The organism is Paenibacillus sp. BR2-3 (assembly GCF_046529485.1).
In the GTDB taxonomy this organism is placed as follows: domain Bacteria; phylum Bacillota; class Bacilli; order Paenibacillales; family Paenibacillaceae; genus Paenibacillus_AQ.
Genome location: NZ_CP126311.1, coordinates 352,992 through 379,897 on the forward strand (window position 1 = coordinate 352,992; position 26,906 = coordinate 379,897).

A 26,906-nucleotide genomic window follows, 5' to 3' on the forward strand; every position below is an offset into this window, starting at 1 on the left:
ACCTCCCCAAACATAATGGTTTACACTATTGTGACGCCGTCCTTTCAGGTGGACGGCACAGCCGCTTGTACTTGCGAATTTAACTTCAGGGCTTCCGAGACAATTCTCCGCTGCTCATAGCTGTGAACATCTGCATATCCGCTTGCCGGGCTGGAACGCTCGGGACGGCCAATATACTGAACGCTGGTGTGGGACGGAGCGATAGCCCGCAGACGGGGTTCAGCGTAGCTCCAGGCGCCCATGTTCTTCGGTTCCTCTTGTACCCATACGATCTCCTGAAGCGAAGTGAAGCTGCCCAGATGTGCTGCCAGCTCGCGTTCCGGGAAAGGATACAACTGCTCCAGCCGGAGAATATGCAGCCAGGACCAATCCTTATCACGCGCTGACTCCAGCTCAGTCTGCAGGTCAACGGCAACCTTGCCGCTGCATACAACCAAGCGTTTCACCTCGCCGGGCTTTTGGCCCAGCAGCGGTTCTGCCAGTACCCGCTGGAATTGGCCTGCAGCCAGCTCCACTCCCTCGGAGGTGCTGCGCGGATTACGGATAAGACTCTTTGGTGTCATAATAACCAGAGGACGAGCGTTCCCCTGCCCGCATAATGCCGCCTGACGGCGCAGCAGATGGAAATATTGCGCCGAGCTGGTCAGATTGGTCACAGTCCAGTTCTCTTCTGCCGACAGCTGCAAATAACGCTCCAGCCGGCCGCTGGAATGCTCCGGACCCTGTCCTTCATAGCCGTGCGGAAGCAGGATGACCAGATTGCTGCGCTGCGTCCATTTGGCGCGTCCAGCGGCAATGAACTGGTCAAAAATAACCTGTGCAGCATTGGCGAAATCGCCGTACTGCGCTTCCCAGATGACGAAGGTCTCGGGCGCGAAGACGTTATAGCCATACTCATAGCCGAGTACCGATGCTTCGGACAGCGGGCTGTTGTATACTGCAAACGATGCCTGTGATCCGGACAGCAGGTGCAATGGAGAGAATAACGCTCCCGTTTCACTGTCATGCAGGACGAGATGGCGATGTGCAAAGGTTCCGCGCTGTGAATCCTGTCCGCTAATGCGAATCGGTGTGCCGTCCTGAAGAATGGTTGCGAATGCGAGGCTTTCCGCCAGCGCCCAATCCACCTTTTCTCCTTCATTTAAAGCATCCTTGCGGCGCTGCAAAATACGGTGCAGCTTCGGATAGACCTGAAAGCCATCCGGCACGGTCAGCAATTGGCGGTTAATCTCGCGCAGGTTGCTTAAGGTTACGGCTGTGGAACGCGAACCGGAGTCTCCGGTTTGAACAGGAACGGCCGTTTTGCTCTCCGTGTTCTTGTGTTTGCCTTCTTTCATATTATCATAAGCTTCCTGCAGAATGCTCTCTGCCTCGGTATTTAATACCTTCACTTCGTCTTGGGTGGTGACTTTCTCATGGATCAGACGCCCGGCGTAAATGTTGTGAACGGTCGGATGGTTTCGCACTTTGCCATAAACGATAGGCTGGGTAGTTTCCGGATCATCCATTTCATTGTGTCCGTGGCGGCGGTACCCGATCAGATCGATAACGAAATCTTTCTTGAACAAATTACGATAGGCGCTGGCGAGACGAACGGCAGCAACACAGGCTTCAGGATCATCCGCATTGACATGCACAATCGGAATTTCATACCCCTTAGCCAAATCGCTTGCATAATGGGTAGACCGGGAATCCTCGCTTTCTGTTGTAAAGCCGATCCGGTTGTTGACGATGATATGGATCGTTCCGCCATTCTGGTAACCCTTCAGCTTGCCGATGTTCAAGGTTTCCGCCACAATACCTTCGCCCGGAAAAGCGGCATCCCCATGCATCAGTACCGCCATTGCTTTATTCGTGTTCAATATAGGCATTCCAGGCGTACTGCGGTCTTCCTGAGCTGCCCGGGTAAAGCCCTCCACAACCGGATTGACGAATTCCAAATGACTGGGATTATTTGCGAGCGTCAGCCGGGTTCGCACGGTTTCACCTTCACGGACCGCCCGGTCTGCACCCAGGTGGTACTTCACATCACCGGTCCAGCCATAGTTAATACCCATTGACCCCTCGGAGGGGAACAGCTCTTTGTTCGGAGAATGATGGAATTCAGAGAAAATAATATCATAGGGTTTGCCCAAAATATGAGCAAGCACGTTGAGCCGTCCACGGTGGGCCATGCCCATCAATATATGCTCAGCACCGTCATATGCAGCAGCACGTACGATTTCGTCCAGCATGGGAACCAGTGCATCATTGCCCTCCAGGCTGAATCGCTTTTGACCTACAAAGGTCTTGTGTAAAAAGGTTTCGAACTGCTCTACCTGTATCAGCCGTTTGAGCAGGTCCTTGCGTTCTGTGTTATTCAGAGGAGAGGGAGAGCTTGTTGATTCGGCCTGACTGTTCAGCCAGCTTAGCTCCTGCTCGTCGTGTACATGCCCGAACTCATAAGCTATAGTCTGTGTATAAACCTGACGCATCCGGTGAACGGCGTCCCATCCAGTGAGAACATCAGCCGGCGCATTCTCCCAAATCAGCGAGGCAGGCAGAGCGATCAGATCCTCCCGGGTAAGCTCATAAGTTTCCGGATTAAGCCATTTCGTCATGGAGTTATGCTCGCGATCCAGCGGGTCAATATTGGCGGCCATATGGCCATATATACGAATATTGGCAATCAGTTTGGATGCTCTTACCGCTTTTCTAAGCCACTCGGGGTCTCCTGAAACTACGGACGGCGGAGCTTGTTCGGAATCCGGAGTCAGGGGGGGAGGGCCGGATACAGTGAAAAGTTCACGGTAATTACTTTCTACAGAAGCCGGATCATTGGCAAATTGCTCATACTTCTCTTGAATATACCCCAAGTTGGGTCCGTAATACTTACTCCAAATGGATTCGTTATAGGGCTCTTTGGCTGCCATGAATACATCCTCCTAACGGATGAACTCCAAAATGTAGCGCTGAATGCTTAACGCTATTCGGAGCTGCGATGTTTGCGTTTTCAATCTACAGTAATCATAAAGCATTTTAATGCTATTGCCACCCTCCTATTGTGCTACTTTAAGTGCGCGTAATCAATTCATACTTTCGTCCAATCCGTTCGCAAAACGGTATAGATCAGGAGGCCGTTCAGAAGAACTATTATAAATTTTATCTATCGAATCTAGAGGCCTATCAAAATGATTCAATTGTCCTGTTTTATTTCTAAAAAAAGCGGTTTCAAAATTTGAGAATGGGGTATTAACTTATTACAGTCAATTTAAACAGTATATGCCCACCTAACACTATTTTTTCCCGCAAATTCCCCTTAATTAAAGGTTTGGTACAAGCATTTGTCAAAATCGGCCATTCTTTTTCTTCTCTTCACGAATGAATATTCCCACAAATCGACACACTTTTTCTTATAATCTCTGTATAATGTTATTGCAGAGAGCATATTCATCAAAATTGAAGCCAGACCCTTAACATAAAGGGTCCAGAAAAAGGTAAACCTGCCTAAAGTCAGGGACACAAAGTCACAGGTCTAAGGTAGAAATACTACTATGATGGCTGGACTGCCTGGGGACTCAGAATCAGAATCTTAGGAGGAGATTTTTTGGATATGTCCAACCAGGGGGATAACGTAGAACTACAAGAGGTAGATCTGGATCTGGAATGGGTTTACTTGCTCCTTAAGGCTAAAAAGGCGGGAATCAATGCCCAGGAGATTCGCCAGTTCTTCAGTGAGAAGTCTTTACAGGCGATGTAAAGAGATAGGGGTTATGATGGTGCTACATACGAAAAAGCACAGCGTCTGCCGCTGTACTTTTTACGGATTCTGCTAGTTCTGCTGATCAATCCGCCATTTTTGATAGTCCAGAAATTCCTTAAACTCCTTTTTGCTTACGCCGGAAGCCATGGCCTCCTGCACAAGCCGGAACCATTCTGCATCAAGAGACCCTTCCTCATCCTCGGAAAGATCGCCATAGAGAAGATCTTGCATAGAAATTTCAAGCGCACCGGCGATTTTTTCAAGAAATTGAATAGAAGGGTTGGATTGAATGTTTCTTTCGACATTGCTTAGGTATGATTTGGCCACATTTGCCTTGTCCGCAAGCTCGGATAGGGATAAGCCCTTATCCAGGCGGAGCTGATGGATGCGTTGACCCAAATTTTCTGACATGATGACAACGCCCCTCCATGATATTTGCTATTATTATAGCAAATATCCTCTAAACCGACAAAGGCTAATGAAGTGGGATTATCAGGGTAATCGAATGCCGCGTATACCTTTAGAAGCCGGTATGGTATTTTTTATCACTGGAGGAACTCGCATGGCATCACTTTTACATATCTTTCTGCTTAATAAACGTAATCGTTCTCTTTTAAACAGAAAAGAGGCCGTCTGTGCAATGAATGAGGACAACCCGAGAAGTAAAGGAGTTGTATTCTATAACGAGGCCACTTTGGGGCGGAGTTCGCGGGATTCAATATAGCGGATGAAAAATTCTGTGAGTTCAGGATCGAACTGGCTTCCCGCACAGGCCCGCAATTCAACAATCGCTTCATCCACGGATTTTGTAGTCTGATATGGACGTTCCGTTGTCATTGCATCAAAAGAATCGATGATCGTCAGCATCCGGCATAAGCGGGGAATTTCTTCACCTTTAAAGCCGTACGGATACCCCGTACCGTCATATCTTTCATGATGCAGTTCAATATAGGGTGCCAAATCCTTGAATTTGTCATTCGTTAGCGCCATTTTTTTGCCCCAGGTTACATGCCATTTGACCATTTCCCATTCCTCAGGCTCAAGCTTGTCCTTCTTATTAAGGATACCCCAAGGGATTTCGAGCTTGCCGATATCATGGATGAGGGCGCCCAGCGTAAATTTCCGTTTGGAGAGAGCGTCCAGATGAAGCTGCTCGCTGACATCCATAGCATACCGGAATACACGCTTGGAATGCTTAAATGTCTCCAGATCCTTGTACATAAACAGGTTGAGCTGCTGCTCAATGTCGCGTACCTCCTGACTGAAATCGATATCCTGCTCCAGAAGCGACTGGTTGCCGAAGATATGCACCATGTTTTTCCCCTGCTTTTTGGCATAATATAATGCTTGGTCCGCCTGCTCCACCAGCTCTGATTTATCATGAATATCCGGCTGGTAGCCGGCAATGCCGGCAGAGAAGGACAGACAGCCCTGCGGAAAAATCTCCGTACCTTCAAAGAGTGAGTTGTTGAGGGTTTTTCGCAAACGGTCGATGAAACTCTTGGCTTGAACGGTGTCATGCGAAGGCAGCAGCAGCGAAAATTCCTCTCCGCCATAACGGGATACGATAATCTCCGAATCCGTGGTTTCATTCTTCAGCATTTCCGCCAAAAAGACGATCAGTCCGTCGCCCTTTAGATGGCCGAAGTGATCGTTATATTTCTTGAAATCATCAATGTCGATCATCGCCAGCGAGAGGGCTGCACCGTTCATTTGAGATTTACGTATTTCCTCTTCCAGCACGACCTCGAAATAGCTGTGGTTGAAGAGACCCGTACGCTGATCCCTGTTCGCCCGCTCCTCAATGCTGCGATACATCGTAAACATTTGTTTGAACGAATAGGACAGCAGTACACTGAGGCACAGGAAGAGAACCAATCCGACAATACCGTTATGATAGACAAGAATCGTCAATACAAGGGATAACACCAGAGTGCTCAGGTAGGCGAGAAGGGTGTCCCGCATCAGTCCTTTTAACGTATCGAGCAGGCTGGCTTTTAACACAATATAATAAAAGAGGGCAATCAGTAAGGCGTTAAAGGAGAAATAGATGGCCATGCTGATTGCATATGCATGAAGGAGTCCGCTCAGCAGCGGACCGGAGCTTCCCCCAAAACCGGAGAAGGTTAGGGAAGTGGCCATTATCATTATCGTATATACACTGAAGTTGAACAGATGTTTCCACCAGATGGTATCGCGTTTCACAATGCACAGAATGAATGAGGATAAGAGCAGTACCGTTAAGGCGAAAGACAGCCCGAATACAAAAATGCAGGCCAAATAAACGGAGGAATCCAAAGACATTCCGTTACCATGCGGAGGCAGCTGGAAGGAAAGCAGGGCCAAAATGACGGCGGCTCCGACCAAGGCATAGACCCATCCCCAAGTGGAAGGGGTATAGTGCGGAAAGATTCCTTGATTGTAAATCAGTAATAGGGCGATGCCGGTTATACAGACAGCATATACGTATGTATAGCCCAAATTCCACTTGTTGTTATCAGAAGTGCTTCCGGGCACTGGTGTTCATCCTCTCGATACGGGTAGATTGTTTTGTTTATTTTAAGGGATTTTTTACAATATTCATAGTGCGGCTGAAAACTTCTCAAAGAATTTATGAAAAGAGCGGACTTCGCTTGACATACCCATGGGGGGTATATTATATTGGGATTAAGGAGGATGATCATGGCTACACATGAGGAAGGACACACGGGTTCACCCGGCGGGAATGGTTGCCATACTTCTGTTGATCTCAAGAGTCATCATTCCGCTGAATTCAAGAATGGACTGTCGAAGCGTCTCAACCGGATTGAAGGCCAGATCCGCGGGATCAAGGGTATGATTGAGCGTGATACCTACTGTGATGATGTGCTTAATCAGCTCGCTGCGGTCCAGTCCGCGCTGAACGGCGTCGGAAGATTGCTGCTTGAAGGTCATATGAAGAGCTGTATTATTGAACGGATTGAAGCTGGCGAGCATGAGGTAATTGATGAACTGCTGGTTACAGTCAATAAATTAATGAAATAGAGTAACGCACAAGAATTTCAGGTAGCGATGCTCCATAAAACTTTTAGGAGGAGTCTATAATGTCAAATGTTGTATTGAAGGTTGAAGGAATGTCCTGCGGACACTGTGTCAGCTCGGTGGAGAAGGCTGTAAGTAATGTTGGAGCTGCGGCTAAGGTTGATCTGTCCGCTAAGACGGTTGCAGTAGAATTCGACGAGAATAAGGTTAGCCTTGGGACTATCAAAGAAGCTATAGAAGATCAAGGCTATGACGTAGTATAAATGGATTAACGACTGTAAGGCATGGTGCTGGGTCGAACCGGAAGGTTCGCTGGAGCAACTATGCCTTTTCTTTTTAAATAAAATATAAGGAGTGACCGCTGTGAGTGAGAAACCTGCTGACGGGAATCTTGATGCTGCCGCTGATGGAGAGGGGAATGATACGCTCTCTTTGCTCATGAAGCATGTCTCTATCCGTCAGTTTCAAAAGAAGCCGCTGAGTGAGGAACAGCTTGCTGCCATTATTGGAGCAGGGCAAATGGCCTCAACCTCCAGTAACGTGCAGGCATATAGTGTAATTGCGGTTACAGAGCCTGCCCTTAAGGCGGATCTGGCCGGATTGGCCGGTAATCAGGTCTATATCGAGCAGTGTCCGGTATTTCTCGTATGGTGTGCGGATCTGTACCGGCTGCGACAGGTCACAAATCCGCATTTAAAGGGGGCTGATTCTTACGAAGACTCCATGGAGAATTTTATCGTGGCCACCGTCGATGCAGCTCTCGCTGCCCAAAATGCCGCTGTAGCCGCCGAATCGCTGGGACTTGGAATTGTGTATATCGGCGGCATCCGCAATCAGATCGCGGCGGTGTCGGAGCTGCTGGGACTGCCAGAGCTGGTGTACCCTGTATTCGGAATGTGCATAGGCTATCCGGAGGGGTCACCGGGCCAGCGTCCGCGCCTCCCGATGCAGGCCGTGCTGCACCGGGAACGATATGATGCGAAGGCCACCGTGGAACAGGTTAAGGCTTACGATGAAGAGATGCAAGCCTACTTGTCCGCACGGACCGGCGGTGTGAACAACACGCCTTGGTCGGCGATTATGGCCAAACGACTGGCGGAGCCGATTCGGTTGCATATGAAGGATTTTTTGCAAAGCAAAGGGTTTATGCAAAAATAATGCAGTTGAAAAAACCGCCTCAGTCCATAACTGTGGGCGGTTTTTTCAGCTCAAGGCTGATCCATAATTAATAACTCTGTCGGCTCATGCCCCACAGCCAGACGGATAAGCGACTCAGGGATATGCTCGTTCTTTAAATCCGGCTGATTATAGCCATAGTTGGGCGATATAATCTGGCTTTCCATGGAACCCCAGGATACGCCAATTCTGATTATACGCAGCTTATTGCTGGTCTTCGGTGATCCCATGTCTGTCACCCTTTCCGGAACAAATTTACGGATAGTTGTAGTTTCCTCCACCTGCTCCGTAAATATTCGGTTAGGAAAGGGAGTTCTTGGCCTGCTCCTCCCGCATCCACCGGGATAGCTGCCGCTTCAGCATAAGGAAGTCCGGGGAATCCGTAATCTCTTCGCGGCGCGGCCGCGGGAAGGGGACGTCAACCGTGTGGAGGATGGACCCTGGACGGCCGGAGAATACATAAATGCGGCTGGAGAGCAGCAGCGCCTCTTCAATATTGTGGGTGATGAACAGCACGGAACGGCGGTTCTCTTCCCACAGCTCCAGCAGCCAGCGCTGCATTTCGCTGCGTGTCAGCGCATCCAGTGCACTGAACGGCTCATCCAGCAGCATCAGCTCCTGCGGGGCCAGCAATGCCCGGAGGAAAGCGGCCCGCTGCTGCATTCCGCCGGAGAGCATGTGCGGGTAAGCGCGTTCGAACCCGCTTAAGCCGACCTTGGTCAGCCATTGTCGGGCTTCTTCACGGGCGCGGTCACGAGGCGCACCCTTAATTTCACCGGCGAGCCGTACGTTATCTTCGATCGTCCGCCAGGGGAAAAGCGCGGGCTGCTGCGGCATATAGCTGATCTCTCCGCGCTGTCCTGTTACTATATTTCCATTCATTCTTATAGTTCCGGCATCCGGTTGCTCCAGACCTCCGATAATATGGAATAAAGTGCTCTTCCCGCAGCCGGAGGGGCCGATGATGGAGACGAACTCCTGCTGTTCCACTTTAAGCGAAACGTTATGGAGTACACTCGTCTTGCGGCGGCGGTGCGAGAAAGCCTTGGAAATGCAGCTTACTTCAAGAGCGGGAGGTGCTGCATGAGCAGCCGAAGAGCCAAGGGCGTCAGCAGCTCTATGTTGAATAGGGGTCACTTGAGGCATATCAGGCATCTTCCTTTCTATGCATTGCGGCGCGGCTTCCAGCGTACCAGCCATTTTTCCAGCAGGGCGATGATCGCAAAGAGCACCAGACTGAGCAGAACAATGATAACAATAGCGACGAACATCCGGTCTGTGCGATAGGCCGACTTCTGCAGGAGCATGTAATACCCGATCCCTTTATCAGCGCCGATCCATTCGGCGACGACTGCGCCCATTACCGCATAGGTTGCCGATATTTTCACCCCGGAGAACAGAGAGGGCAAGGAAGAAGGCAGCTCCAGCTTGGTGAAGATTTGCCACTTCGTCGCACCGGCCATCTTCATATAGTTCATCATGACCCGGTCGCTTTGCGCCAGCCCCCCCATCGCAGCCACAGCTACCGGAAAGAAGCAGACCAGCGTAATCAGGACAATCTTGGGCAGCAGGCCGAAGCCGAACCAGATCACGAGCAGCGGTCCGAGCGCGATGGAAGGGACATTCTGGCTCAGAATGAGCAGCGGATAAAAAGCGCGTTTGGCCCAGGGCAGCAGGTGCAGCAGCAGCGCAATGACTAGTCCTACACCCGTGCCGACGGGAAAGCCGATCAGCGTGAGCCGCAGCGTGGCCAGCGTATGGACCCAAATGCCGGAGGCGTTGCCGGATGATTCCCGGGCGATATCGGCGGGACTTGGGAGTATCCAGTCTTCAATATGAAATAGAGAAACCGACAGCTGCCATATCGTCAAAAAGAAGATGACCGCCACAAGTGGCGGCCATATTTGCTTCCAGATTGAGCTCACGGCCGATATTTCTCCGTCAGTTTATCCATGCTGATCCCGTTCGGGTTATGGGCAATTTTGATCTGCGAAATGACGCTCGGGCTGCCTGCCTCAATCAGTGCCTCATGCATCTGGCGGACCACCTCAAGCAGTTCTGTAAGCTCCCCCTCCATCGTTGTATCCAGCGGGTTCACCTGATGCTTGACACCGGATTGTTGAATAACCTCGATCGCTTTGTCAACATATGGGATGGAATCTTCATTGTTCGGGGTTTTCGGAATGACCTGAATGCTTAGCAGTGTATTAGCCATGATCATCAATCCTTTCCGTTCTTTTATGGAGTATCCGGCAAAAAGTCATTCGTAAACGTGCCCGGAACATCCAGCGGCTTATCCAGCAGCTTCAGCCCGTACATCCAGTCGGCGTAATTCTGCCACACCTCAGCCTTTTGCTCGCCCCAGCGCGGAGCATCGTCCTTATATTTCGGGCTGAGCCATTTCTGGCTGGCCAGGACCAGCTTTGCATCCAGATCAGGAACGGCTTTGCTCAGGACGGCTGCAGCCTCTTCCGGCCTATCAATCGCGTACTGGTACCCTTTCGACGTAGCTTTCATGAACGCTTTTACCAGCTCCGGATCATCGGCAATCTGTTTCTCGCTCGTCGTCAGGACAGGAGTATAATAATCCAGCTGAGGTGCGTAATCCTTAAGGTACAGCATGTCCAGCGGCTCACCGCGCAGCTCGGCTTCAATGCCGGTCCAGGCGTAGAAAATCCAGGCGAAATCAATATCGCGCTTCACGGCTGTGAAATAATCGGCTTCCCCGATATTGACGAGCTTAACCTTCTTCACATCTCCGCCCTCGGGGTCCATGATCGCTTTCAACGCCGCTTCTTCTGCAGGGGAACCCCAGCCGCCGTAGGTTTTGCCTTCAAAATCCTTAGGTGACTTGATCTTGCGGTCCACAGGCGCGGCAAATCCTGATGTATTATGCTGAATAATGGCTGCAATAGAGACTAGAGGCACACCTTGCAAACGTGCCAGCGTCAGACTCTCCTGAGCGCTAATACCGAAAGCGGCTTCGCCCGAGGTAACCATGGTATCGGCACCGGCTGCTCCCGGCTGGACGATTTCAACATCCAGTCCTTCTTCCTTGTAATAGCCAAGCTCTTGGGCTGCGTAAAGACCGGTATGGTTGGTATTCGGTGTCCAGTCGAGCGCGACTTTAATCTTGGTGAGTTCCTTTGGCGCATCCGTTGCGGTTTCAGGAGTAGATTCCGGCGCAGTTCCACCGTTTCCGGCATTGCTCACTTTATTGTTGCCAGAATTTCCGTTATTGCTGCCGCATGCGGCAATTGCGATGACCAGCACGCAGGTGAGGCATAACATCAATACTTTTTTGACTCCCATTTTCTCTTCTCTCCTTTGATGTAGCGGATATACCAGGCTGAGCCTGGTATATCCGGATAAGTCCCGTCTTCATAAAACGATTGAAAAAATCCGAAATACCAAAAAAAGCGCCCCGGGTGATCGGGACGCTGCAGGCGCATGATTAGCTATGGTCACAAGGACCAGGACTTATGGCGTTTCCTACGCTGGCATTATCCAGATCAGGTATAAGGGTCAGTATCTAATGGAATACACTCTCAGCCGGCCAATTCCAGCACCCCTGCTTTGTATGAAGTTAACGGTTACGGTGTATTATAGACGCCTGCCCCTGAATTGTCCAGTAGCCTTAGGCACTATGATTAGTCCTCCCGGTGGAGTCTTTTTTTACGGCGGTTCCGTATTCCTCTCCGCAGCTCCCTCAAGGTAAGAGAGAGACTGACCAGAATACCGCTCATCGTAACGAACAAAGCCAAGTACTGGAAGGGGGAGTACTCCAGCATTACTTTCCAGTCGATCTTGGCCTTCAGATCCTCAATGACTTGATTCATACCATAAATACCGCTTATAACCGTGTATACAGTGAGAATCATAAGCAGATTATCGCGGCGTTTGGCCTGAAATTTGTCCTGATACTGAAACAGATCGTCGAGCGTCATCTTCACTTCACCGAACAGAGCGTCATTGCCGTATACCTTACGCAGCTGAAAGAAGATTTCCCGGCCCTGTGATTGCGAAATCAGCTCCAGAAAATAAAATTTGGCCGAGAACCGGTTAATGGAATAGATCAGATTCTCAATCTGCTCATAATCGTTGTCAATACGAAGCCGGGAATGCATATTGGCCAGCTTGAGCAGCACGATTTTGTGGAAAATGCTTAATAGAAACCCATAATAATATTCTCCGTACATTTCGTTGGCGAGACTGACGGCTACCTCATGCCGCGCCCGTGTCATACAGCAAAAGGTTTGCTCGTTGGTCATGTAATAGGTGTCCGGACCCCAGCGGTTGTAGGAGTGACTGCTGCAATACTTCTCGATGTAATCTGTGTCGCTGGCACTCATATAAGGTTGTCCTTTAGAGTCGATCCCGTCAATTTGCGAGGCCTTATATCGGATGTTGATGTCAAGCTCAGCGTCTTCTTCAAATTCGTAAAAGGCCTGCACAAGCATTCTTTCATCTACAAAAAAGGGCAGTGTTTCAAAGTAGGCGCCGCTCAGCTCCGAGGAATCCAAAAAGGAACGGAGGCCGGGAGTCAGTTCATTGAAAATGAAATCCTCTACCTGCTTGAAGATGCGATTACCGCAATGGATATGTGTATGTGTATCCTTGCTGGACACGTCCTCCAGTGTGCGGAAACGGTCGGCGAACTCCAGGGCCAGGCTGAACGGAAGCTTGTCTCCGCCGAGTTCAACCCGAATGGTCACGAAGCCAAGCTGAAACGGACAAAGGAACACATCGGTTGATAATACCCGGAAGGGCAGAGTATTCATTGGCATTTCCAGCAGGCAATCCAAAGCGTCCACCCGGGAAAAGCGGTGAAATGAATCCTTGTCGTTCTTTCGGGGAAACAATACATGCGCTGCAAAAGGCATATAGGACCGTTCCATATTTTCGTGGGACACGCAATAGCCTTCTCCGTAATAAGCGTCCTCCAGCTCCCTTTTATTCAGATAAAAGCGAGTGAAGCCATCCTTCTCCAGCTGTTGCCCCAGCTCTTTGGTCTCTCCCTCTTTAATGGAGAATGGAAATATAAATTGCAGAAGAGCTGTTTGTAATACAGGCTCGGAAGACAGCTTGTCCATGATTGATTCCCCGCTTTTATATTAGATAGAAGTCTGATTATAAATTACCCTAAAAACGCGGCAGTGATTATCCTCAGAGGGTAAGCCTCTTTTGAACGGAAGAGCGTCCCGGGCTGATTCTCCAGGCGGCAAGGCTGAGCAGAAACAGAACGGCGGCAAAAGCAGCCAGCAGGCCTGCAACCTGGGCTACCTCCAGATGGTCCATGGCCCAGCCTGTGAGCAGTGGCAGTATAGCGCCGCCTATTCCTCCAGCTGCAATCATTATACTTGGGGTCGACTCTTCAGCGCCGGGCAGCAGCTTGCTGGAGAACACGAGAGCTATGGAAAATATTCCGGACATGAACAGCCCGAGGAGAGCGATTACTGCAAAGGCTGCAAAGGGGTGACTCGCGAACGGGAACAGGGCGAAAAGCAACAGAGTTACGAAGCAACTGCCCAGCACGTAGACACGGTAAGAGATTTTCTCGGCAATTAATCCGGCGAATAATCTCCCTGCTGACATAGCCAGCCAGAAGAAGGTAACGGTCAGTGCAGCCCCAGACTCGCTCATGCCCAGCTTGGCGATAAAGATGGCAGGCATGAAGTTGACCAGACTCATCTCGGTTCCGACATAGAGAAAGAAGAATACAATGAACAGCCCGAGCATGCCCCATTGTTTCCCCGCATAAGGAGAACGCTTGATCGATTTATTGGAGATACTCGTCTCCTTATCGCGTCGGGATGCACGTTCGTCAAGCACAGGCTGCAGATTGCCGAAGTGTCCTTTCCCCCAAAAGAACAGCGAAATCAGAGTGAAGGCTGCCACAATCAGGAATGAGACTCTCCACCAGCCGGCGGCAATGAGGGGGCTTGCGATCAGGGGCATTACGAGTGCACCCACACCAAACAGCACCTCAAGCCGGCTCATCGCGACGGCGGTTCCCTTGGTAATCGCTGCGATAATTATTGTTCCGATAATGGCCTCAATCATGCCAAAGCCAAAGCCTGCGGCTACAGCGACAACATACATCCACTCCCAAGGTGGAAGAAAAGAATAAGCGATCTCAGCACCCAGCAGCAGCCCCGTGGCAATCAGGATGGCTCCGCGTTTACCGAAACGCCGGTTCAGCAGCGGGGAGACGAGCACGCCTGCAAGGAACCCGGCGAATTGGCTGAAGATCAGCTCGCCTCCGGCACTGTAATTTTGATCATAATGATTCAGTAAAACGGGAAGGATAGAACCGAGCACAACATGGGCCAGTCCGATGACGAAATAAGAAAGACAGCCAATCCAGATCAGTTTTTTCATGGGAGAGCTCCTTCTAGGGTGGTTTATGGACAACGTATTTATGATAAATCTAAACTGCGGGTGTGGATATATAATTTTATATTCACATAATGAAAGGGGTTATTTTCGTTCATGGATAACAAACAGTTGGAGAACGATATCATCAAGGCGCTGGATGACAACAAATTCGGTTCCTTAGGCACCATTGAAGCCGGCAACAAACCCAAGGTTCGATACATGGCGGTATTTCATGACGGATTAAATATCTACCTGGCTACCGACCGCAAGACACATAAGGTGGCAGAGCTGAAGGAGAACCCCAACGCCTGTCTTTTGCTCGGATTCGAGGCCGGTGGCAGTAAGGATCAATTGGAGATCGAAGCTACGGTTGAAGTCACTAAAGATGAGGCTTTGCGTTCCAAGGTGTGGAGCAAGGAACTGGAGAAATGGTTCCAGGGACCGGATGATCCCGACTATGTTATTCTTGAGCTTACACCGACACGTATCCAGTTTACCGGCAAGAATAAAGAACATGGTGTATGGGAGAAGCAGGCTGTTGCGTCAGGGAAATAACAGGTACGCTAAAATAAATAATATATGAAGTGCCCCGAATGGACATTGAAAGCCGTCTTCCCTATAATTTAGGTGAAGATTATGTAGGGCCGGCGCTGCCGGAAGATTCATCGGGGAGGGCGAGAACATGGAACCAGCAGCACTAGAGGAATGCGACAATACATGCAAAGGTTCGGAGCTGGAGCCGGATACAATGAAGTTGATCCTGCCGGACAGAGGGACAACCGACAAAATGGCGGAAATGTTCAAAGCATTGGGTGATCCGACGAGAGTCCGGCTCATTTACGCCTTGTCCCGAAGAGAATTGTGTGTACACGATTTGGCCGTTATTCTGGATATGGGGCAGTCAGCGGTTTCCCACCAGCTGCGCTATTTGCGGAATCTGCGGATCGTCAAGCGGCGAAAAGAAGGCAAGACGGTATATTACTCATTGAACGACGCGCATGTCGAGCAGATTTTCTTGCAGACGCATGAACATATCAGCCACGAATAAATATTGTTAAAAAGAAACAAGAAACTGTCCTTAGGCTGTCATTGCCGAAGGACAGTTTTTTTGTTTCGGGGAAATCGTCTACAGTTAGCTTGCTTGATTCACACCTGTGGACATGGCCGGCTTTCTTAAAGACAAGGCGAGCCAGACGGTCTGGGCGGCCAGGACGATGAGGATGAATATATCGTATCCAATATAGCCGCTGCTGTTATCATTGCCCACAAACTGAATCAGATTATGTACGAAATGGAATAGAATCAGCGGAATGATATTGTCGTTCTTCACCATCAGCAGAGCCAGCACACATGTGTGTTAGGGAGAACAGAAGGCTTGAGGTAATGACAGCCGTCTTAACCCCTTTGGGAAGTAGGGTCTTCAGAATCAAACCGCGATAAATACTCTCCTCCACAAAACTAACAAGAAGGGTGAAGAAGATAAAGAACAGCACCTCGGACACACGAATTTCCTGAAATCCCTTCAAACCAATGATCATCAGGACAAGCAGAATAGGAGTGAAGTATTTCCATTCTCGGGGAGAGATGCTTGTAAGGGACCTGAACCCGAGCCCCACCCACTTTTTTTTCAAGGTAAAGTACACGATCAGCGTCAGAGCAATGGGGATAAAAGAGATCAGTACAGGTGCGGTATACGTAAGTTCGTTAATTGTGGCATAAGCTCCTGCTGCAAACACAGCCAAGAGGAGAAGCACCTCGATGGCATAGCTAAGCGTACACGGATGATCGTGTGGCAAAATATTATTTTTGCACTGGGCGTTAAGGCGATCTTCCTGCTGCTTGGCGCATTTGGAATTGCAACGATGTGGGAAGCTGTTTTCTCAGATGTAGGCGTAACAGTGCTGGCTGTACTAAATAGTGTCCGGGCATTGAAGGTAACGGATATATCCCGTTCCTGAATAGGCAGGGCCTGTCCCATAACCCATTAACATGGCTGTGGGCAGGCCTTTTTTTGTGAAAACAAGGAATGACAGGAATAATTACTCTATAGTAAAATATTAGATAATAAACTATTTTATTGAGAAAGAGGCGATGAATCTGGAATTGCAAACGACTACATCAGTTACACCTCAGAGAAGGACGAACTTTTACAGAAGACGCAACACTGCAGCTTATACTTTTATGGCGTGGACAGCTTTTGCCCTTGCAGCGGGTTTTGAGTTTATCGGGATCTACACGCTGAAGGAGCCCTTGTCGGTAAAAGGGTACTATGCCGTAAGCGGCGTATTGATTATCATCTCGGCATTTATGCTTCAGAAGGTTATCAGGGATAACGATGAGGATGAGTTCCTGCAGGAGCAGAACCTGAACCACCGCAAGCGGAATACTTCTGCGTTTACATTCCTGGCCTGGTCGGGTTTCGTGATCGCCGTGCTTTTCGAATACATAGGATTATACACACTGGAGGAGCCGCTTTACGTAAAAGGATACTACGCTATCGCTGCTGCCTTCCTTATCGTATCGTGCTTCGTGCTGCAAAAGACGATCCGGGATAATGTAGAAGACGATTTTAACCTGGGAGCCAGCACACCCACGGAATAAAAATAAGACCGCCCCTAATCATAAATTGATTTAGGGGCGGTCTTATTTAAGTCAGTTACTTCAACATTAAAGGTGTATTAAACCTTATCCTCCAAATGCAGACTGCGGATGCCGGCGCGGACAATGTCACAGGAAGCGCTGAATTTCCCGGCTTCCTCCCCATTCAAATTCAACTCCAGGAGTTCCTTGATTCCTTCGCTTCCAATGATGGCAGGTACACCGGAGCAGACCTCGCTTTGCCCGTACTCTCCATCCAGAATAGCCGAGACAGCAATGATTTTGTGCTCATCATTCAGGATTGAACGGGTGATATAGGCCAGTGCGCTGCCGATACCGAAGTGAGTGGAGCCTTTGCGGGTGAAGATTTCCCAGCCGGCATCCTTTGTCTTGCGGGCGATATCCTCCAGATCCAGGTGACGGAAACGCTCGCGGTGCTGCTCCATAATCTGCAGAATCGGCTTGCCGCCGATCGTCACATGTGACCAGGCTACAAACTGGGATTCCCCATGCTCCCCTAGCGCATAGCCGTTAACACTGCGCGGATCAATGGAAAATACTTCGGAGAGCAGCGTCTTCAGACGCGAGGAATCAATGGAGGTTCCGGTGCCTATGACTCTGTGCCGGGGCAGTCCGGATATTTTCCAGACTATATAGGTTACAATATCGACCGGGTTGGCAGCGATGACGAAGATTCCGTCGAAGCCCCCAGCCATTATATTCCGGACGATTTCCTCTGTAATGACCGCTGCTGCATCCAATACATCAAGCCGTGTCTGGCCCTGCTTCGGATTCGCCCCTGCGGTTAGAATAATTACATCCATATCAGCACAATCATTATAAGTTCCGGCATACACCTTTGTCCGTGCGCCCGCGAAATCCATGCAGTGAGAGAGATCAAGGGCCTGAGCCATCGCCCGGTCATAAGTGCGGTCGATCATCATAATCTCATCACAGATCGCCTGGTTGACCATGGAATAGGCGCAGCTCGAACCCACCATACCCGAGCCAACGATCGCCACTTTTCTCGATTTACTTTTCAATTGCGAATCCCCGCTCTCTAAAAGGTTTTAAGCATACGCTTGGTTTTGTTCTTATTTTAACGTATTTCGCCGTAAGTTACCTGACATTGCGCCGGAAAAATCATCTGTATTTCTTCATGTTTGTCATTAATGAGACAGAACATGGGAAGTTTCCGAACAACAATATGTATTAGTGTATGCGGGGATACGCGGATTCGAGTCGTTGGGCGGACTGCATAGCCCTTATTATCATGCTGATTACTAAAAGAGAACAGAAACGGACTGAGGTGACGCTAATTGTGGATTCAACGCCTTCTTTAACCCGCTTTCAGCTAAATAAGGACTCCTCTGTCCGCCAAATAGGAAATCGGGGGGATTTCAAGTCGATAGCGTCGCCTGGGTCCGCCAAAAACCCTAGGTTAGGACCCGTTTCTCAAAAGTTCGAGTAATTCCTATTGCATAGTATCCCTCTCCGTCAAGAATTGATATTGGTGTTGAGCCAAAGTTTATGTAGGAAATTTAACAAATTAAAAAAGGGGGGTCGCATAGAAAAGGACGGGAAAGCGGGCAATGCCCGGTTCCGCCTAAGTTCCAGGGAAAGTAAAATCCAATCCCGGAATGTTAGGAGGAACAGGCGATGATTATAGACGCGTTTGTGAGAGATGGGTCTTAGGGGGAATGAGAATGTTGTAGCGTTTATACATGAACAGTCTCCAGTGAAGAATCATGCCGAAGGCCAAGATGAAGAAAAGTCCGCCTGATTGCGGAATGGAAACATACCCGTTAATAAATTCATGCAGCAGCGTACGGATCAGGAGCAGTCCAAGCAGGATAAAGGCAAAGCTCTTGGAGCGCTGGGCGTAGATTTGTCCATCCCGTTGTTCAAAAATCGTGCTGCGAATAAGCGGATAGGCGAAGATGAACCAGCCGGTCAGGAAGGCAACAGCGGCCCACCATAAGGGAAACCTTACTTCAGGTGCGGCAAACATGGCAAAGCCGGTAGACATGCCGAGCGGGGGGATCCATATTTTCCGGAGGGTAACCGGACGGGCGCTTGCCTTTAGACGAATAAATATCACCATCAATGCCATGAACACGGCGCCCACAGTAGAGCCGATATGCAGCAGCGAAGGGTTAATATTGCCCATGATTCACGACCTCTCTGTGATTGGAGTCACTTGTGCCTACATTATAACAGAAAAAGGAGGGCAAAACATTTGACCCTGCCTGGCTCTCTCCTGAGGGGCTAGGGGTAAAATTGTTCTCTGGAATGTACAAAAAAACAAACCGCCAGAAGAAGCTATGGCGGTTTGTTTATATAAGTAACCAATAACCGGCTAACGTGCTGCAGTTTGTCTTAAGAACGACTGCGGCCACCGACCGAACGGAGGATCAGACTGACGATAAAGATCAGAAGAACTGCTCCGATCAATGACGGCAGTACATAGAACCCGCCAATCTCCGGTCCAAAGCTGCCCATGATCAAACCTCCGAGCCATGAACCCAGAATACCGGCAATAATGTTACCGATAACGCCTCCCGGAATGTCCCGGCCCATGATCAGACCTGCCAACCAACCAATAATACCGCCTACAATCAGCATCCATAAAAAACTCATTATGCTTCAGCTCCTTTTTTTGTTTGTTGTCTTGGATGGTAACTATTAACCTAATGCGGAACGTTTAAATCAGGTGTCATAATTTGCCGAATTAAGTACTAGTCTTTCCTGGAATAAGAGAACTCATTCCCGGATGAATGGAAAACCTAAACATGTTATAGTGGGAAAATGTAGGACGTGCACTGAGAATTCACCATTCATCCCAATAGAAAAGGAGTCGCTGCTATGGAACGCTCTGATCAAGCTTTATTCTATGTTGGAACCTACAGTCCCGAAGGAGAGGAAGCTATTTTTTTATGTGCTTTGAATCTTGCCGGAGGTGAAATGAGGGTTCTGCACGGGACCAAGGGGATAGAGAATCCGTCTTACTTGGCGGTCAATGAAGCAGGCAGTATTCTCTATGCAGTCAGTGAGAAGGAGGATGGGGAAATCCATGCTTTTAGCATTGAACCAGGGACCAAAGCTCTGACACCCCTGGGCAGCCGACTTACCGATGGCGGGGCTCCCTGTTACGTATCAATCAGTCCCAGGGAAGATTACCTGTTCGTCTCCAACTACTCGGGAGGCAATATTAATGTGTTTCCTGTGGACAGTGAAGGCTTGCTTCAAGAAATGTCCTCACAGGTACGGCATACAGGCAAAGGCATCCGGGATGACAGGCAGGAGGCGCCTCATCCGCATTCGATTAATCCGGACAGCAGCGGGGAACGCGTATGGGTCTGCGATCTGGGTCTTGATCAAATTCTATTGTACCGGATGGAAGAAGGCCAGCTGATAACTCACAGCGAAGTAAATCTGCCTCCCGGCTCCGGACCGCGCCATTTAGCGTTACATCCTACCGGCAAATGGGTATATTTAGTCAACGAATTAAATAATACGGTAACGGTATTCACAAATGATGAAGTATTTGGCGGGCTGAACATACTCCAGCATATGGATACACTTCCGGAGCAATATATAGCCGGAAGCGATGATACTGCCGCTGACATTCATATTTCACCGTGTGGGCGTTTCCTGTATGCTTCCAACCGTGGCCATGACAGCATCGTTCTCTTTCATATTGATACCACAAGCGGCTTTCTGACAGCTGTCGACTGGCAAACTTCTGGCGGACGGACACCGCGTAACTTCGCAATTAACGGCAATTTTCTCCTGGTTGCCAATCAAAATAGCGGTAATATCACGTCTTTTAGTATCGATAGTGATAACGGACGACTGATCCCTACGGGCAATGAACTGGCAATGCAGACACCGGTCTGCATCAAATTTTTATAACGGAAGACGGCACACTTTTTAATCCAAGCCAAAGAGTCCGTCCCTTGTCATGATCTTGGTGGCAGGGGCCGAACTCTTTTTTTGAAAAGACTATAACTCTGTTCATTCATTCCCATCGTCGTCGTAGAAGCCGACATCATCCAGCATGATCTTGTCTCCGGCTTCTTCAAGATAAAAGGTAATTCCGGTAATTTTGGCCGGATCAAAGGCGGTCTCTTCCTTCTGGAAACGCTCGAAAGGAAGCTCATACGTTTGAAAAACAGCTTCTGAGAGATCACCGTATTTATTATCGCTTATCCGCTCTTCCAGCCACGGAGTCAGCGTAAACCATGTACGTGGCAGAGGCAGTATTTCCATAACATCCGCGAGCGGCAGCCGGGCGGTGATATGGTTGCTGTCGGTTAACCCAATTTCGATCCCGGGAGGCAGCGACGTACCTTCACCCTCAGCGGAAGTGTTCTCTTTCAGGTTCGACATCGAGAAAGATATGCCCGCCGCCCCCGCCAATGCGGCATTATTCACGGCATCATTCTGTAGATGGATAGTGTAGGCTGCTTCTGCGTCTTCCAGGGCAGTTCGTTCCAGAACAAGGCCGTACGTGCCTTTGCTTTTGGACTCGCGGTCCTTGGCAAGCTCTTCAGTCCATTTAAGTCCCTGGCCTTCAGCAGTACTGCCACGTCCGGCGGTGTTCTTATCACGATCCTCATCGAAATTAACCACCTGCCTAAAGCCTCCGCTCTGATACCGGCTGTAATAGGAGGTATGCGGCAGCCACTCCAGACCGGTACGGTAATCGCGGAACAACCCGGTATATACATTGTTACCATTCAACGTAGTCTCAAGAAAGGCAGATACATACACCTTGGCGATTTGTCTCTGTTCCTCATCGTTCATAATGCCGCTGCGGCTTAGGAACAACCCCGTAGGCAGTGACTGGTCCAACAGTCCCCAATCACTATTGAACTGGCTATGATTAGCGTCTGCAATGTAGAGCGAGCTCTTGAAGGCGGTTGAACCGCGTGAATAGGAAGAACGGATATACTGCCGGTCTCCGTAGAAATCATGGACATCCCCATCCCGGGCACCCTGCAGTGTCAAGTAGTTAACATCACTAAGCCGGGCCTGCTGGCCGTCTATTGGTTTGTCGGTAGGAGCCAGGGCGATCACCGATGTAATATGAAACTTCCGGGTCACAGCTAGTAGCGAATCTCCCTTGAACCATCGTCCGGCGTCCGCAGCCATAGCGACTGCTTGCCCCCCGCGGCTGTGCCCAAGCAAGGCGGTTTGTGTGAAATCAATTTTCTGGTAAAAAGGATTGCCCGTCTGCTTCGAGTAATTTTCTAATTGCTCCAAATGCTTCAGAATCATCCAGGCCCGGACTTTGAAATCATTATCCGGAATGCCCGACCAGGCGGAGTAATTCAGGAAGTTCTGGTCGAGAGAGACGGCGATGAAGCCTCTGCTTGCCAGCAGCTTGCCAAGATAGTCATATCCGCCATCGGAATAATCCTCCATCATATGATTGCCATGCACCATAAGTATGAGCGGATAAGGACCTTCCCCGTCAGGCATCCAGACACGTCCATTGAGCGGCAGGGAGGTTTGATTGAATCCCCAGATCAGCGAACGCAGCTTCGGCCATTTCTTAATATAAGCAGAAGCATCCACCGTAGACGACAGTAAATCGGCCTCCTCGCCGTATTCCGTGCGGTGCAGATCCAGGCCACTGGCATAAGTAAAGCTATGATATGCATAGGGACCGGGTAATCCGGGGTTACCAGCTGCCAGTTGCACTACGTTGCCCTTTAGGCTGGTTGTGCCCGTGACTTGTGTCTCCTCTTGCCCGCCGCTTGCTAAAGCAAGCGGAGAAAGAGTCAGCATCGCCGCCAGCAGGAAGCCCATTGCGATGCGCCTGCTGCGCAGCAGGCCGAAAGCGAGCCCGGCAAGTGTACCCAGAAGGGTCACAAGAACTGCCACAAAAGCGGCAGCTTCTAATTCAAGATTTGAATAATATAAAATAAGAAGAATGATGCCTAAAACAGTGATTATACATCCGGCGAATAAGCGGGGAATCCGCAGGCCCGTCAGGGCCAGCAGTACAGCAAGAATATTTCCCGCGAGCGCCAGCACAATGGTTCCGGCAGCAGCAGCCAGCGCAATGTCAGCCGGTATTCCGAATCCGGTAGGTATGCCCAGCATGACTATTGTAAAGGCCAAAAAACATATGATCCAGAGCCCGGCCAGTGCTGATCGCCATAGCAGGGTATCGTACCGGTAGGTTTCTCCAATTCGTCTTCCCATCTCTTCCAGAATGCGCCGGTGCAAACGCGGCCCAGCCGGCGCAGGTGCAGGTGCAGGTCCAGGTCCATACTCCAAGTCCATACCCATGTGTTCTCCTCCGACTTTTACGGTGATTGTCCAACTTGCCATAAGATGTAGCAATGATATTACTTTACAGCACCTATGACAAGTGGGTCTCACAGGAACATCTCCCGATGCATATATAAAGCGTGGTTAGGACATTTAAGAAGTGAAAAAAAGGTTTGACAGTATGATGGGCTTTAAGTATTATTATCGATATAACCTACTATTTTGGTAGGAATAATAAAGAATGTTCTTACCGTACGAACGGAGGAACCCCTCAGCAGGCTCGCAGACACGGTTGCAACAACCGGTTTGACCTGACACTGTGGGCTTCCTCCGTTCTTTTTTGGCTTTGGAATGAGCTATACGGTATAGGTGTGGCAGAGCTTTAACAGAAAAAACAATGGGGAGTGTTCAGGATGAAGAAAAGCATCAAAAAGGGGCTTTTAGCGGGTTTTACATTGATACTTACAGCGGGGCTTACGGCTTGCGGCAGCAATAACAATAACAGCAATGCGGCAAATACGCCGGCCGCCACTAACTCCGGCAGCACAACGGCTGCGGTAGAAGCAACTGAGGCTCCGGCTGCTAAAGAACCGGTAGAATTGCTAAATGTATCATATGATCCTACCCGCGAGCTGTATGAGAAATATAACACAGCCTTTTCAGCCTATTGGGAGAAGGAAACAGGGCAGAAGGTTACCGTTAAACAGTCACATGGCGGTTCCGGTAAACAAAGCCGTGCTGTTCTTGACGGTTTGGAAGCAGATGTAGTTACGCTGGCGCTTGGGTATGATATTGATGCATTGCAGGAAGCAGGACTTATTAATGAGGGCTGGCAGAACAAGTTCGAGCTGAACAGCTCACCTTATACCTCGACCATAGTATTTCTCGTGCGCAAAGGAAATCCAAAAGGCATCAAAGACTGGCCCGATTTGCTCAAGGAAGGTGTAGAGGTCATTACTCCGAATCCGAAGACATCCGGCGGTGCCCGTTGGAACTATCTGGCGGCTTGGGGGTATGCGCTGGATCACAACAATAACGATGAGGCCAAAGCTCAAGAATTTATAAAAGAACTGTTCAAGCATGTACCAGTGTTGGATACCGGGGCACGTGGTTCGACGACTACTTTTGTTGAGCGTGGAATTGGCGACGTCCTGATTGCCTGGGAGAATGAAGCCTATCTGTCTGTAGAAGAGCTGGGACCGGATAAATTCGAAATTGTTAATCCGTCTGAGAGTATTCTGGCAGAGCCTCCGGTAGCCGTAGTCGATAAAGTAGTGGATAAAAGAGGAACGCGCGAGGTTTCCGAGGCTTACCTGAAGTATCTCTACAGTGAAGAAGGACAAAAAATCGCCGCAGAGAATTACTACCGTCCAACATTGGACAGCGTGAAAGAGCAGTTTAAGGACAAATTCCCGAATATCAAGCTGTTTACGCTGGCTGAGAAGTTTGGAACCTGGAAAGAAACACAAGAGAAGCATTTTAATGATGGCGGGATTTTTGACAAAATTTACGTACCGGGCAGCTAAGACGAGAGAGGATGAATAAAGGATGACTGTCACCAATACGGCTGTGGCGAGGCAAAAGGTGCTTCCCGGCTTCGGGATTACGATGGGTTACAGCGTATTATACTTAAGTCTTGTTGTGCTGCTGCCGCTGTCTGCGCTGCTATTCAATTCAACAGGATTGAACTGGGGGAAATTCTGGGATGTAGCGACCGACCCCAGGGTTTTAGCTTCTTACCGCGTCAGTCTGGGTACAGCCGCTGCAGCAGCATTAGTGGATGCACTGCTCGGTCTGCTGCTCGCTTGGGTATTGGTGCGGTACGAATTTCCCGGCAAAAGAGTATTCGACGCTTTAATCGATCTGCCCTTTGCGTTGCCAACGGCTGTAGCAGGTGTCTCTTTAACCGCTCTTTATGCCTCAAACGGCTGGATTGGCTCCTTGCTTGAGCCGCTTGGTCTGAAGGTGGCCTATACGCCGCTTGGCATTACACTGGCGCTGATGTTCATAGGCATCCCGTTTGTGGTTCGGACCGTGCAGCCCGTGCTGGAGGATATGGAGAGAGACATGGAGGAAGCGGCGGCAACACTGGGCGCTGGCCGGTGGAGAACCTTTCGCAAGATTCTTCTTCCAGAGCTGCTCCCTCCGCTGCTTACCGGCTTTGCACTGGCCTTTGCCCGCGGCATCGGTGAATACGGCTCCATCGTATTCATCTCCGGCAACATGCCGATGAGAACGGAGATTGCCCCGCTGCTCATCATGTCGAAGCTGGAGCAATACGATTATGCCGGTGCTACCGCCGTTGCGCTTCTGCTGCTGCTGATCTCATTCCTGATGCTGCTTGTTATAAACACCCTCCAGCGCTGGGTTCGGAAATCGGCGAATTAACTAGCGTTGCCGATGTATAGTCTTTTAAAACGGTAGTGACGACTTTATTTTACGGAGCAAGTCTTGCTTCGTAAAATGTTGAAGCTGCGGTTAATTAATAAACGAAGAGGAATTTTGGAACTGGAGAAGCGTTAGCGTCCTCAAAAGGTTTAAAGTTGGATACTGGTAAAAGAACGAAGAGAAAATTTGGAACTGGAGAAGCGTAGCGTTCGCCTTTATCCTCGGATTTCTACCGCGAGAAGCGGTCCTAATCAGGAAATCTGAGGATAACAGCGATCGGAAGTCCAAATATTTCTCGTAGTGATGTATACACCAGTCCAGTATTTAAAACCTGTGGATAACAGCAGGCGGAGATCCAAAAACTTCTCGTAGTGTCTTAATATTTACCGTATTTCAGCATTTGCAAGGCACAACTGGCTTCGCAAAACCCTTTAAGGAGGAATAATCATGGCGGGAACCGTCCCCCTGTACACCGCTCCGCCGCAGAAAAGCATATCTTCTCCCGCTGCCACGGAATCCTCGATTGTGAAGTGGGTGCTGATTGGGGCGGCGGGACTGGTGCTCTTTTGGCTGATTGCCCTTCCGCTGATTGTCGTTCTGACGGAGTCGCTGAAGAAGGGCTGGGATGTGTACTGGGCGGCGCTAACTGATCCTGATGCACGTTCGGCCCTTAGGCTGACATTGCTCATTGCGGCCATTACGGTCCCGCTAAACACGATTTTTGGTGTCGCGGCAGCATGGGCCGTTACTAAATTCCGGTTCCGCGGCAAAGGATTTCTTATTACACTGATTGACTTGCCGTTTGCGGTGTCGCCGGTAATCGGGGGTATGATCTTTGTGCTGATATTCGGTGCCCGCGGATGGTTTGGACCTTGGCTAAGTGCCCATGATATCAAGATCGTTTTTGCCTTGCCGGGAATCATTCTGGCGACACTGTTTGTAACCTTTCCGTTTGTGGCACGGGAATTGATTCCGCTCATGGAGGATCAGGGGACACAGGAAGAGGAAGCGGCGATCACACTCGGGGCGCGCGGCTGGCAAGTTTTTTTCAGAGTAACGCTGCCCAACATTAAGTGGGGTCTGCTGTACGGAATTATTCTATGTAATGCCCGGGCGATGGGGGAATTCGGCGCAGTCTCAGTCGTATCCGGTCATATCCGCGGTGAAACCAATACGCTGCCGCTGCATGTCGAAATCTTGTATAACGAGTATCAGTTCTCCGCATCTTTTGCTGTAGCTTCGCTGCTGCTGCTGCTGGCACTGGTAACCATGCTCCTCAAGAGCTGGCTGTCCCGCAAAAATGTGCATTGACAGCAGT

General features: G+C 49.7%; 26 protein-coding genes, 2 pseudogenes and 2 riboswitches. Of the genes and pseudogenes, 13 read left to right on the forward strand and 15 right to left on the reverse strand.

What is annotated here, in order from left to right; all coding sequences use genetic code 11:
* Window positions 1-44: 44 nt before the first annotated feature.
* Window positions 45-2,912 carry a 2-oxoglutarate dehydrogenase E1 component gene (locus PaeBR_RS01715; protein WP_410513215.1) on the reverse strand — a complete coding sequence of 956 codons (2,868 nt, stop codon included), beginning with the start codon at window positions 2,910-2,912 and terminating at the stop codon, window positions 45-47.
* Window positions 2,913-3,465: 553 nt separating this feature from the next.
* A riboswitch (cyclic di-GMP riboswitch) is annotated at window positions 3,466-3,553 on the forward strand.
* A gap of 39 nt (window positions 3,554-3,592) precedes the next feature.
* Between PaeBR_RS01715 and PaeBR_RS01720 the strand changes: the two genes are divergently transcribed.
* Window positions 3,593-3,739: an anti-repressor SinI family protein gene (locus tag PaeBR_RS01720; protein WP_410515041.1), complete on the forward strand. Its 147-nt coding sequence runs from the start codon at window positions 3,593-3,595 to the stop codon at window positions 3,737-3,739.
* A gap of 72 nt (window positions 3,740-3,811) precedes the next feature.
* Here PaeBR_RS01720 and PaeBR_RS01725 read toward each other — a convergent pair whose 3' ends face one another.
* Together PaeBR_RS01725 and PaeBR_RS01730 are read right to left on the reverse strand one after the other, a co-directional pair.
* Window positions 3,812-4,153: a helix-turn-helix domain-containing protein gene (locus tag PaeBR_RS01725; RefSeq protein WP_410513216.1), complete on the reverse strand. Its 342-nt coding sequence runs from the start codon at window positions 4,151-4,153 to the stop codon at window positions 3,812-3,814.
* 267 nt (window positions 4,154-4,420) lie between these two features.
* Window positions 4,421-6,259: a diguanylate cyclase gene (locus PaeBR_RS01730; protein ID WP_410513217.1), complete on the reverse strand. Its 1,839-nt coding sequence runs from the start codon at window positions 6,257-6,259 to the stop codon at window positions 4,421-4,423.
* Window positions 6,260-6,424: 165 nt separating this feature from the next.
* On the opposite strand from PaeBR_RS01730, the gene PaeBR_RS01735 reads away from it, so the two are divergent.
* The 3 genes from PaeBR_RS01735 (at window position 6,425) to nfsA (ending at window position 7,921) form a co-directional block, all read left to right on the forward strand.
* Entirely contained in the window at window positions 6,425-6,766 is a 342-nt protein-coding gene (locus PaeBR_RS01735; RefSeq protein ID WP_410513218.1) for a metal-sensitive transcriptional regulator, read from the forward strand.
* Between the two features lie 59 nt (window positions 6,767-6,825).
* A complete protein-coding gene (locus PaeBR_RS01740; protein ID WP_410513219.1) occupies window positions 6,826-7,026 on the forward strand; it encodes a copper ion binding protein in 201 nt (66 codons plus the stop codon).
* A gap of 100 nt (window positions 7,027-7,126) precedes the next feature.
* Window positions 7,127-7,921 carry an oxygen-insensitive NADPH nitroreductase gene (nfsA, locus tag PaeBR_RS01745; RefSeq protein WP_410513220.1) on the forward strand — a complete coding sequence of 265 codons (795 nt, stop codon included), beginning with the start codon at window positions 7,127-7,129 and terminating at the stop codon, window positions 7,919-7,921.
* A 50-nt stretch (window positions 7,922-7,971) separates the two neighbouring features.
* On the opposite strand, the gene PaeBR_RS01750 is transcribed toward nfsA, so the two are convergent.
* From PaeBR_RS01750 to PaeBR_RS01780, 7 genes are all read right to left on the reverse strand, one after another.
* The gene (locus tag PaeBR_RS01750; RefSeq protein WP_410513221.1) at window positions 7,972-8,220 is read right to left on the reverse strand and encodes a hypothetical protein; all 249 of its coding nucleotides are present in this window, start codon (window positions 8,218-8,220) and stop codon (window positions 7,972-7,974) included.
* Between the two features lie 19 nt (window positions 8,221-8,239).
* Entirely contained in the window at window positions 8,240-9,085 is an 846-nt protein-coding gene (locus tag PaeBR_RS01755) for an ABC transporter ATP-binding protein (RefSeq protein ID WP_410513222.1), read from the reverse strand.
* Between the two features lie 17 nt (window positions 9,086-9,102).
* A complete protein-coding gene (locus tag PaeBR_RS01760; protein ID WP_410513223.1) occupies window positions 9,103-9,864 on the reverse strand; it encodes an ABC transporter permease in 762 nt (253 codons plus the stop codon).
* Window positions 9,861-10,154 (reverse strand): MTH1187 family thiamine-binding protein, encoded by a 294-nt coding sequence (locus PaeBR_RS01765; RefSeq protein ID WP_410513224.1) that lies wholly within the window; start codon window positions 10,152-10,154, stop codon window positions 9,861-9,863. Before PaeBR_RS01765 ends, PaeBR_RS01760 begins: the two co-directional genes overlap by 4 nt.
* Before the next feature lie 23 nt (window positions 10,155-10,177).
* Complete coding sequence (locus tag PaeBR_RS01770; RefSeq protein ID WP_410513225.1) at window positions 10,178-11,251, reverse strand: ABC transporter substrate-binding protein; 1,074 nt, start codon at window positions 11,249-11,251, stop codon at window positions 10,178-10,180.
* A 160-nt stretch (window positions 11,252-11,411) separates the two neighbouring features.
* A riboswitch (TPP riboswitch) is annotated at window positions 11,412-11,522 on the reverse strand.
* A 67-nt stretch (window positions 11,523-11,589) separates the two neighbouring features.
* Window positions 11,590-13,032 carry a hypothetical protein gene (locus tag PaeBR_RS01775; RefSeq protein ID WP_410513226.1) on the reverse strand — a complete coding sequence of 481 codons (1,443 nt, stop codon included), beginning with the start codon at window positions 13,030-13,032 and terminating at the stop codon, window positions 11,590-11,592.
* 73 nt (window positions 13,033-13,105) lie between these two features.
* Entirely contained in the window at window positions 13,106-14,320 is a 1,215-nt protein-coding gene (locus PaeBR_RS01780; protein WP_410513227.1) for an MFS transporter, read from the reverse strand.
* 111 nt (window positions 14,321-14,431) lie between these two features.
* On the opposite strand from PaeBR_RS01780, the gene PaeBR_RS01785 reads away from it, so the two are divergent.
* Both PaeBR_RS01785 and PaeBR_RS01790 read left to right on the forward strand, forming a co-directional pair.
* The gene (locus tag PaeBR_RS01785; protein ID WP_410513228.1) at window positions 14,432-14,872 is read left to right on the forward strand and encodes a pyridoxamine 5'-phosphate oxidase family protein; all 441 of its coding nucleotides are present in this window, start codon (window positions 14,432-14,434) and stop codon (window positions 14,870-14,872) included.
* Between the two features lie 127 nt (window positions 14,873-14,999).
* Window positions 15,000-15,365 (forward strand): ArsR/SmtB family transcription factor, encoded by a 366-nt coding sequence (locus tag PaeBR_RS01790; RefSeq protein ID WP_410513229.1) that lies wholly within the window; start codon window positions 15,000-15,002, stop codon window positions 15,363-15,365.
* Window positions 15,366-15,597: 232 nt separating this feature from the next.
* Here the strand turns inward: PaeBR_RS01790 and PaeBR_RS01795 are convergent, their stop codons facing one another.
* On the reverse strand, window positions 15,598-15,855 hold the full coding sequence (locus tag PaeBR_RS01795; RefSeq protein ID WP_410515042.1) for a CPBP family intramembrane glutamic endopeptidase: 258 nt from the start codon (window positions 15,853-15,855) through the stop codon (window positions 15,598-15,600).
* Window positions 15,856-16,080: 225 nt separating this feature from the next.
* Here PaeBR_RS01795 and PaeBR_RS01800 point away from each other — a divergent pair.
* From PaeBR_RS01800 to PaeBR_RS01810, 3 genes and pseudogenes are all read left to right on the forward strand, one after another.
* Window positions 16,081-16,275, forward strand: a pseudogene (locus PaeBR_RS01800) (cadmium transporter); the annotation flags it as partial.
* Between the two features lie 133 nt (window positions 16,276-16,408).
* Window positions 16,409-16,660 (forward strand): annotated as a pseudogene (locus tag PaeBR_RS01805) (YiaA/YiaB family inner membrane protein); the annotation flags it as partial.
* A 21-nt stretch (window positions 16,661-16,681) separates the two neighbouring features.
* On the forward strand, window positions 16,682-16,918 hold the full coding sequence (locus PaeBR_RS01810) for a YiaA/YiaB family inner membrane protein (protein WP_410515043.1): 237 nt from the start codon (window positions 16,682-16,684) through the stop codon (window positions 16,916-16,918).
* Window positions 16,919-16,995: 77 nt separating this feature from the next.
* Here the strand turns inward: PaeBR_RS01810 and PaeBR_RS01815 are convergent, their stop codons facing one another.
* The 3 genes from PaeBR_RS01815 to PaeBR_RS01825 form a co-directional block, all read right to left on the reverse strand.
* Window positions 16,996-17,958, reverse strand: a complete 963-nt coding sequence (locus PaeBR_RS01815; protein WP_410513230.1) for an L-lactate dehydrogenase — start codon at window positions 17,956-17,958, stop codon at window positions 16,996-16,998.
* Window positions 17,959-18,578: 620 nt separating this feature from the next.
* A complete protein-coding gene (locus PaeBR_RS01820) occupies window positions 18,579-19,085 on the reverse strand; it encodes a CcdC family protein (protein WP_410513231.1) in 507 nt (168 codons plus the stop codon).
* Between the two features lie 209 nt (window positions 19,086-19,294).
* On the reverse strand, window positions 19,295-19,555 hold the full coding sequence (locus PaeBR_RS01825; protein ID WP_410513232.1) for a GlsB/YeaQ/YmgE family stress response membrane protein: 261 nt from the start codon (window positions 19,553-19,555) through the stop codon (window positions 19,295-19,297).
* A 225-nt stretch (window positions 19,556-19,780) separates the two neighbouring features.
* Between PaeBR_RS01825 and PaeBR_RS01830 the strand changes: the two genes are divergently transcribed.
* Window positions 19,781-20,830 carry a lactonase family protein gene (locus PaeBR_RS01830; RefSeq protein ID WP_410513233.1) on the forward strand — a complete coding sequence of 350 codons (1,050 nt, stop codon included), beginning with the start codon at window positions 19,781-19,783 and terminating at the stop codon, window positions 20,828-20,830.
* A gap of 102 nt (window positions 20,831-20,932) precedes the next feature.
* Here PaeBR_RS01830 and PaeBR_RS01835 read toward each other — a convergent pair whose 3' ends face one another.
* Entirely contained in the window at window positions 20,933-23,218 is a 2,286-nt protein-coding gene (locus tag PaeBR_RS01835; RefSeq protein WP_410513234.1) for a chlorophyllase/cutinase-like alpha/beta fold protein, read from the reverse strand.
* 395 nt (window positions 23,219-23,613) lie between these two features.
* On the opposite strand from PaeBR_RS01835, the gene PaeBR_RS01840 reads away from it, so the two are divergent.
* The 3 genes from PaeBR_RS01840 (at window position 23,614) to cysW (ending at window position 26,899) form a co-directional block, all read left to right on the forward strand.
* Window positions 23,614-24,726, forward strand: coding sequence for a sulfate ABC transporter substrate-binding protein (locus tag PaeBR_RS01840; protein WP_410513235.1), 1,113 nt, complete (start codon window positions 23,614-23,616; stop codon window positions 24,724-24,726).
* Between the two features lie 22 nt (window positions 24,727-24,748).
* Window positions 24,749-25,588 carry a sulfate ABC transporter permease subunit CysT gene (cysT, locus tag PaeBR_RS01845; protein ID WP_410513236.1) on the forward strand — a complete coding sequence of 280 codons (840 nt, stop codon included), beginning with the start codon at window positions 24,749-24,751 and terminating at the stop codon, window positions 25,586-25,588.
* Window positions 25,589-26,035: 447 nt separating this feature from the next.
* Window positions 26,036-26,899, forward strand: a complete 864-nt coding sequence (cysW, locus tag PaeBR_RS01850; RefSeq protein ID WP_410513237.1) for a sulfate ABC transporter permease subunit CysW — start codon at window positions 26,036-26,038, stop codon at window positions 26,897-26,899.
* Window positions 26,900-26,906: the final 7 nt, after the last annotated feature.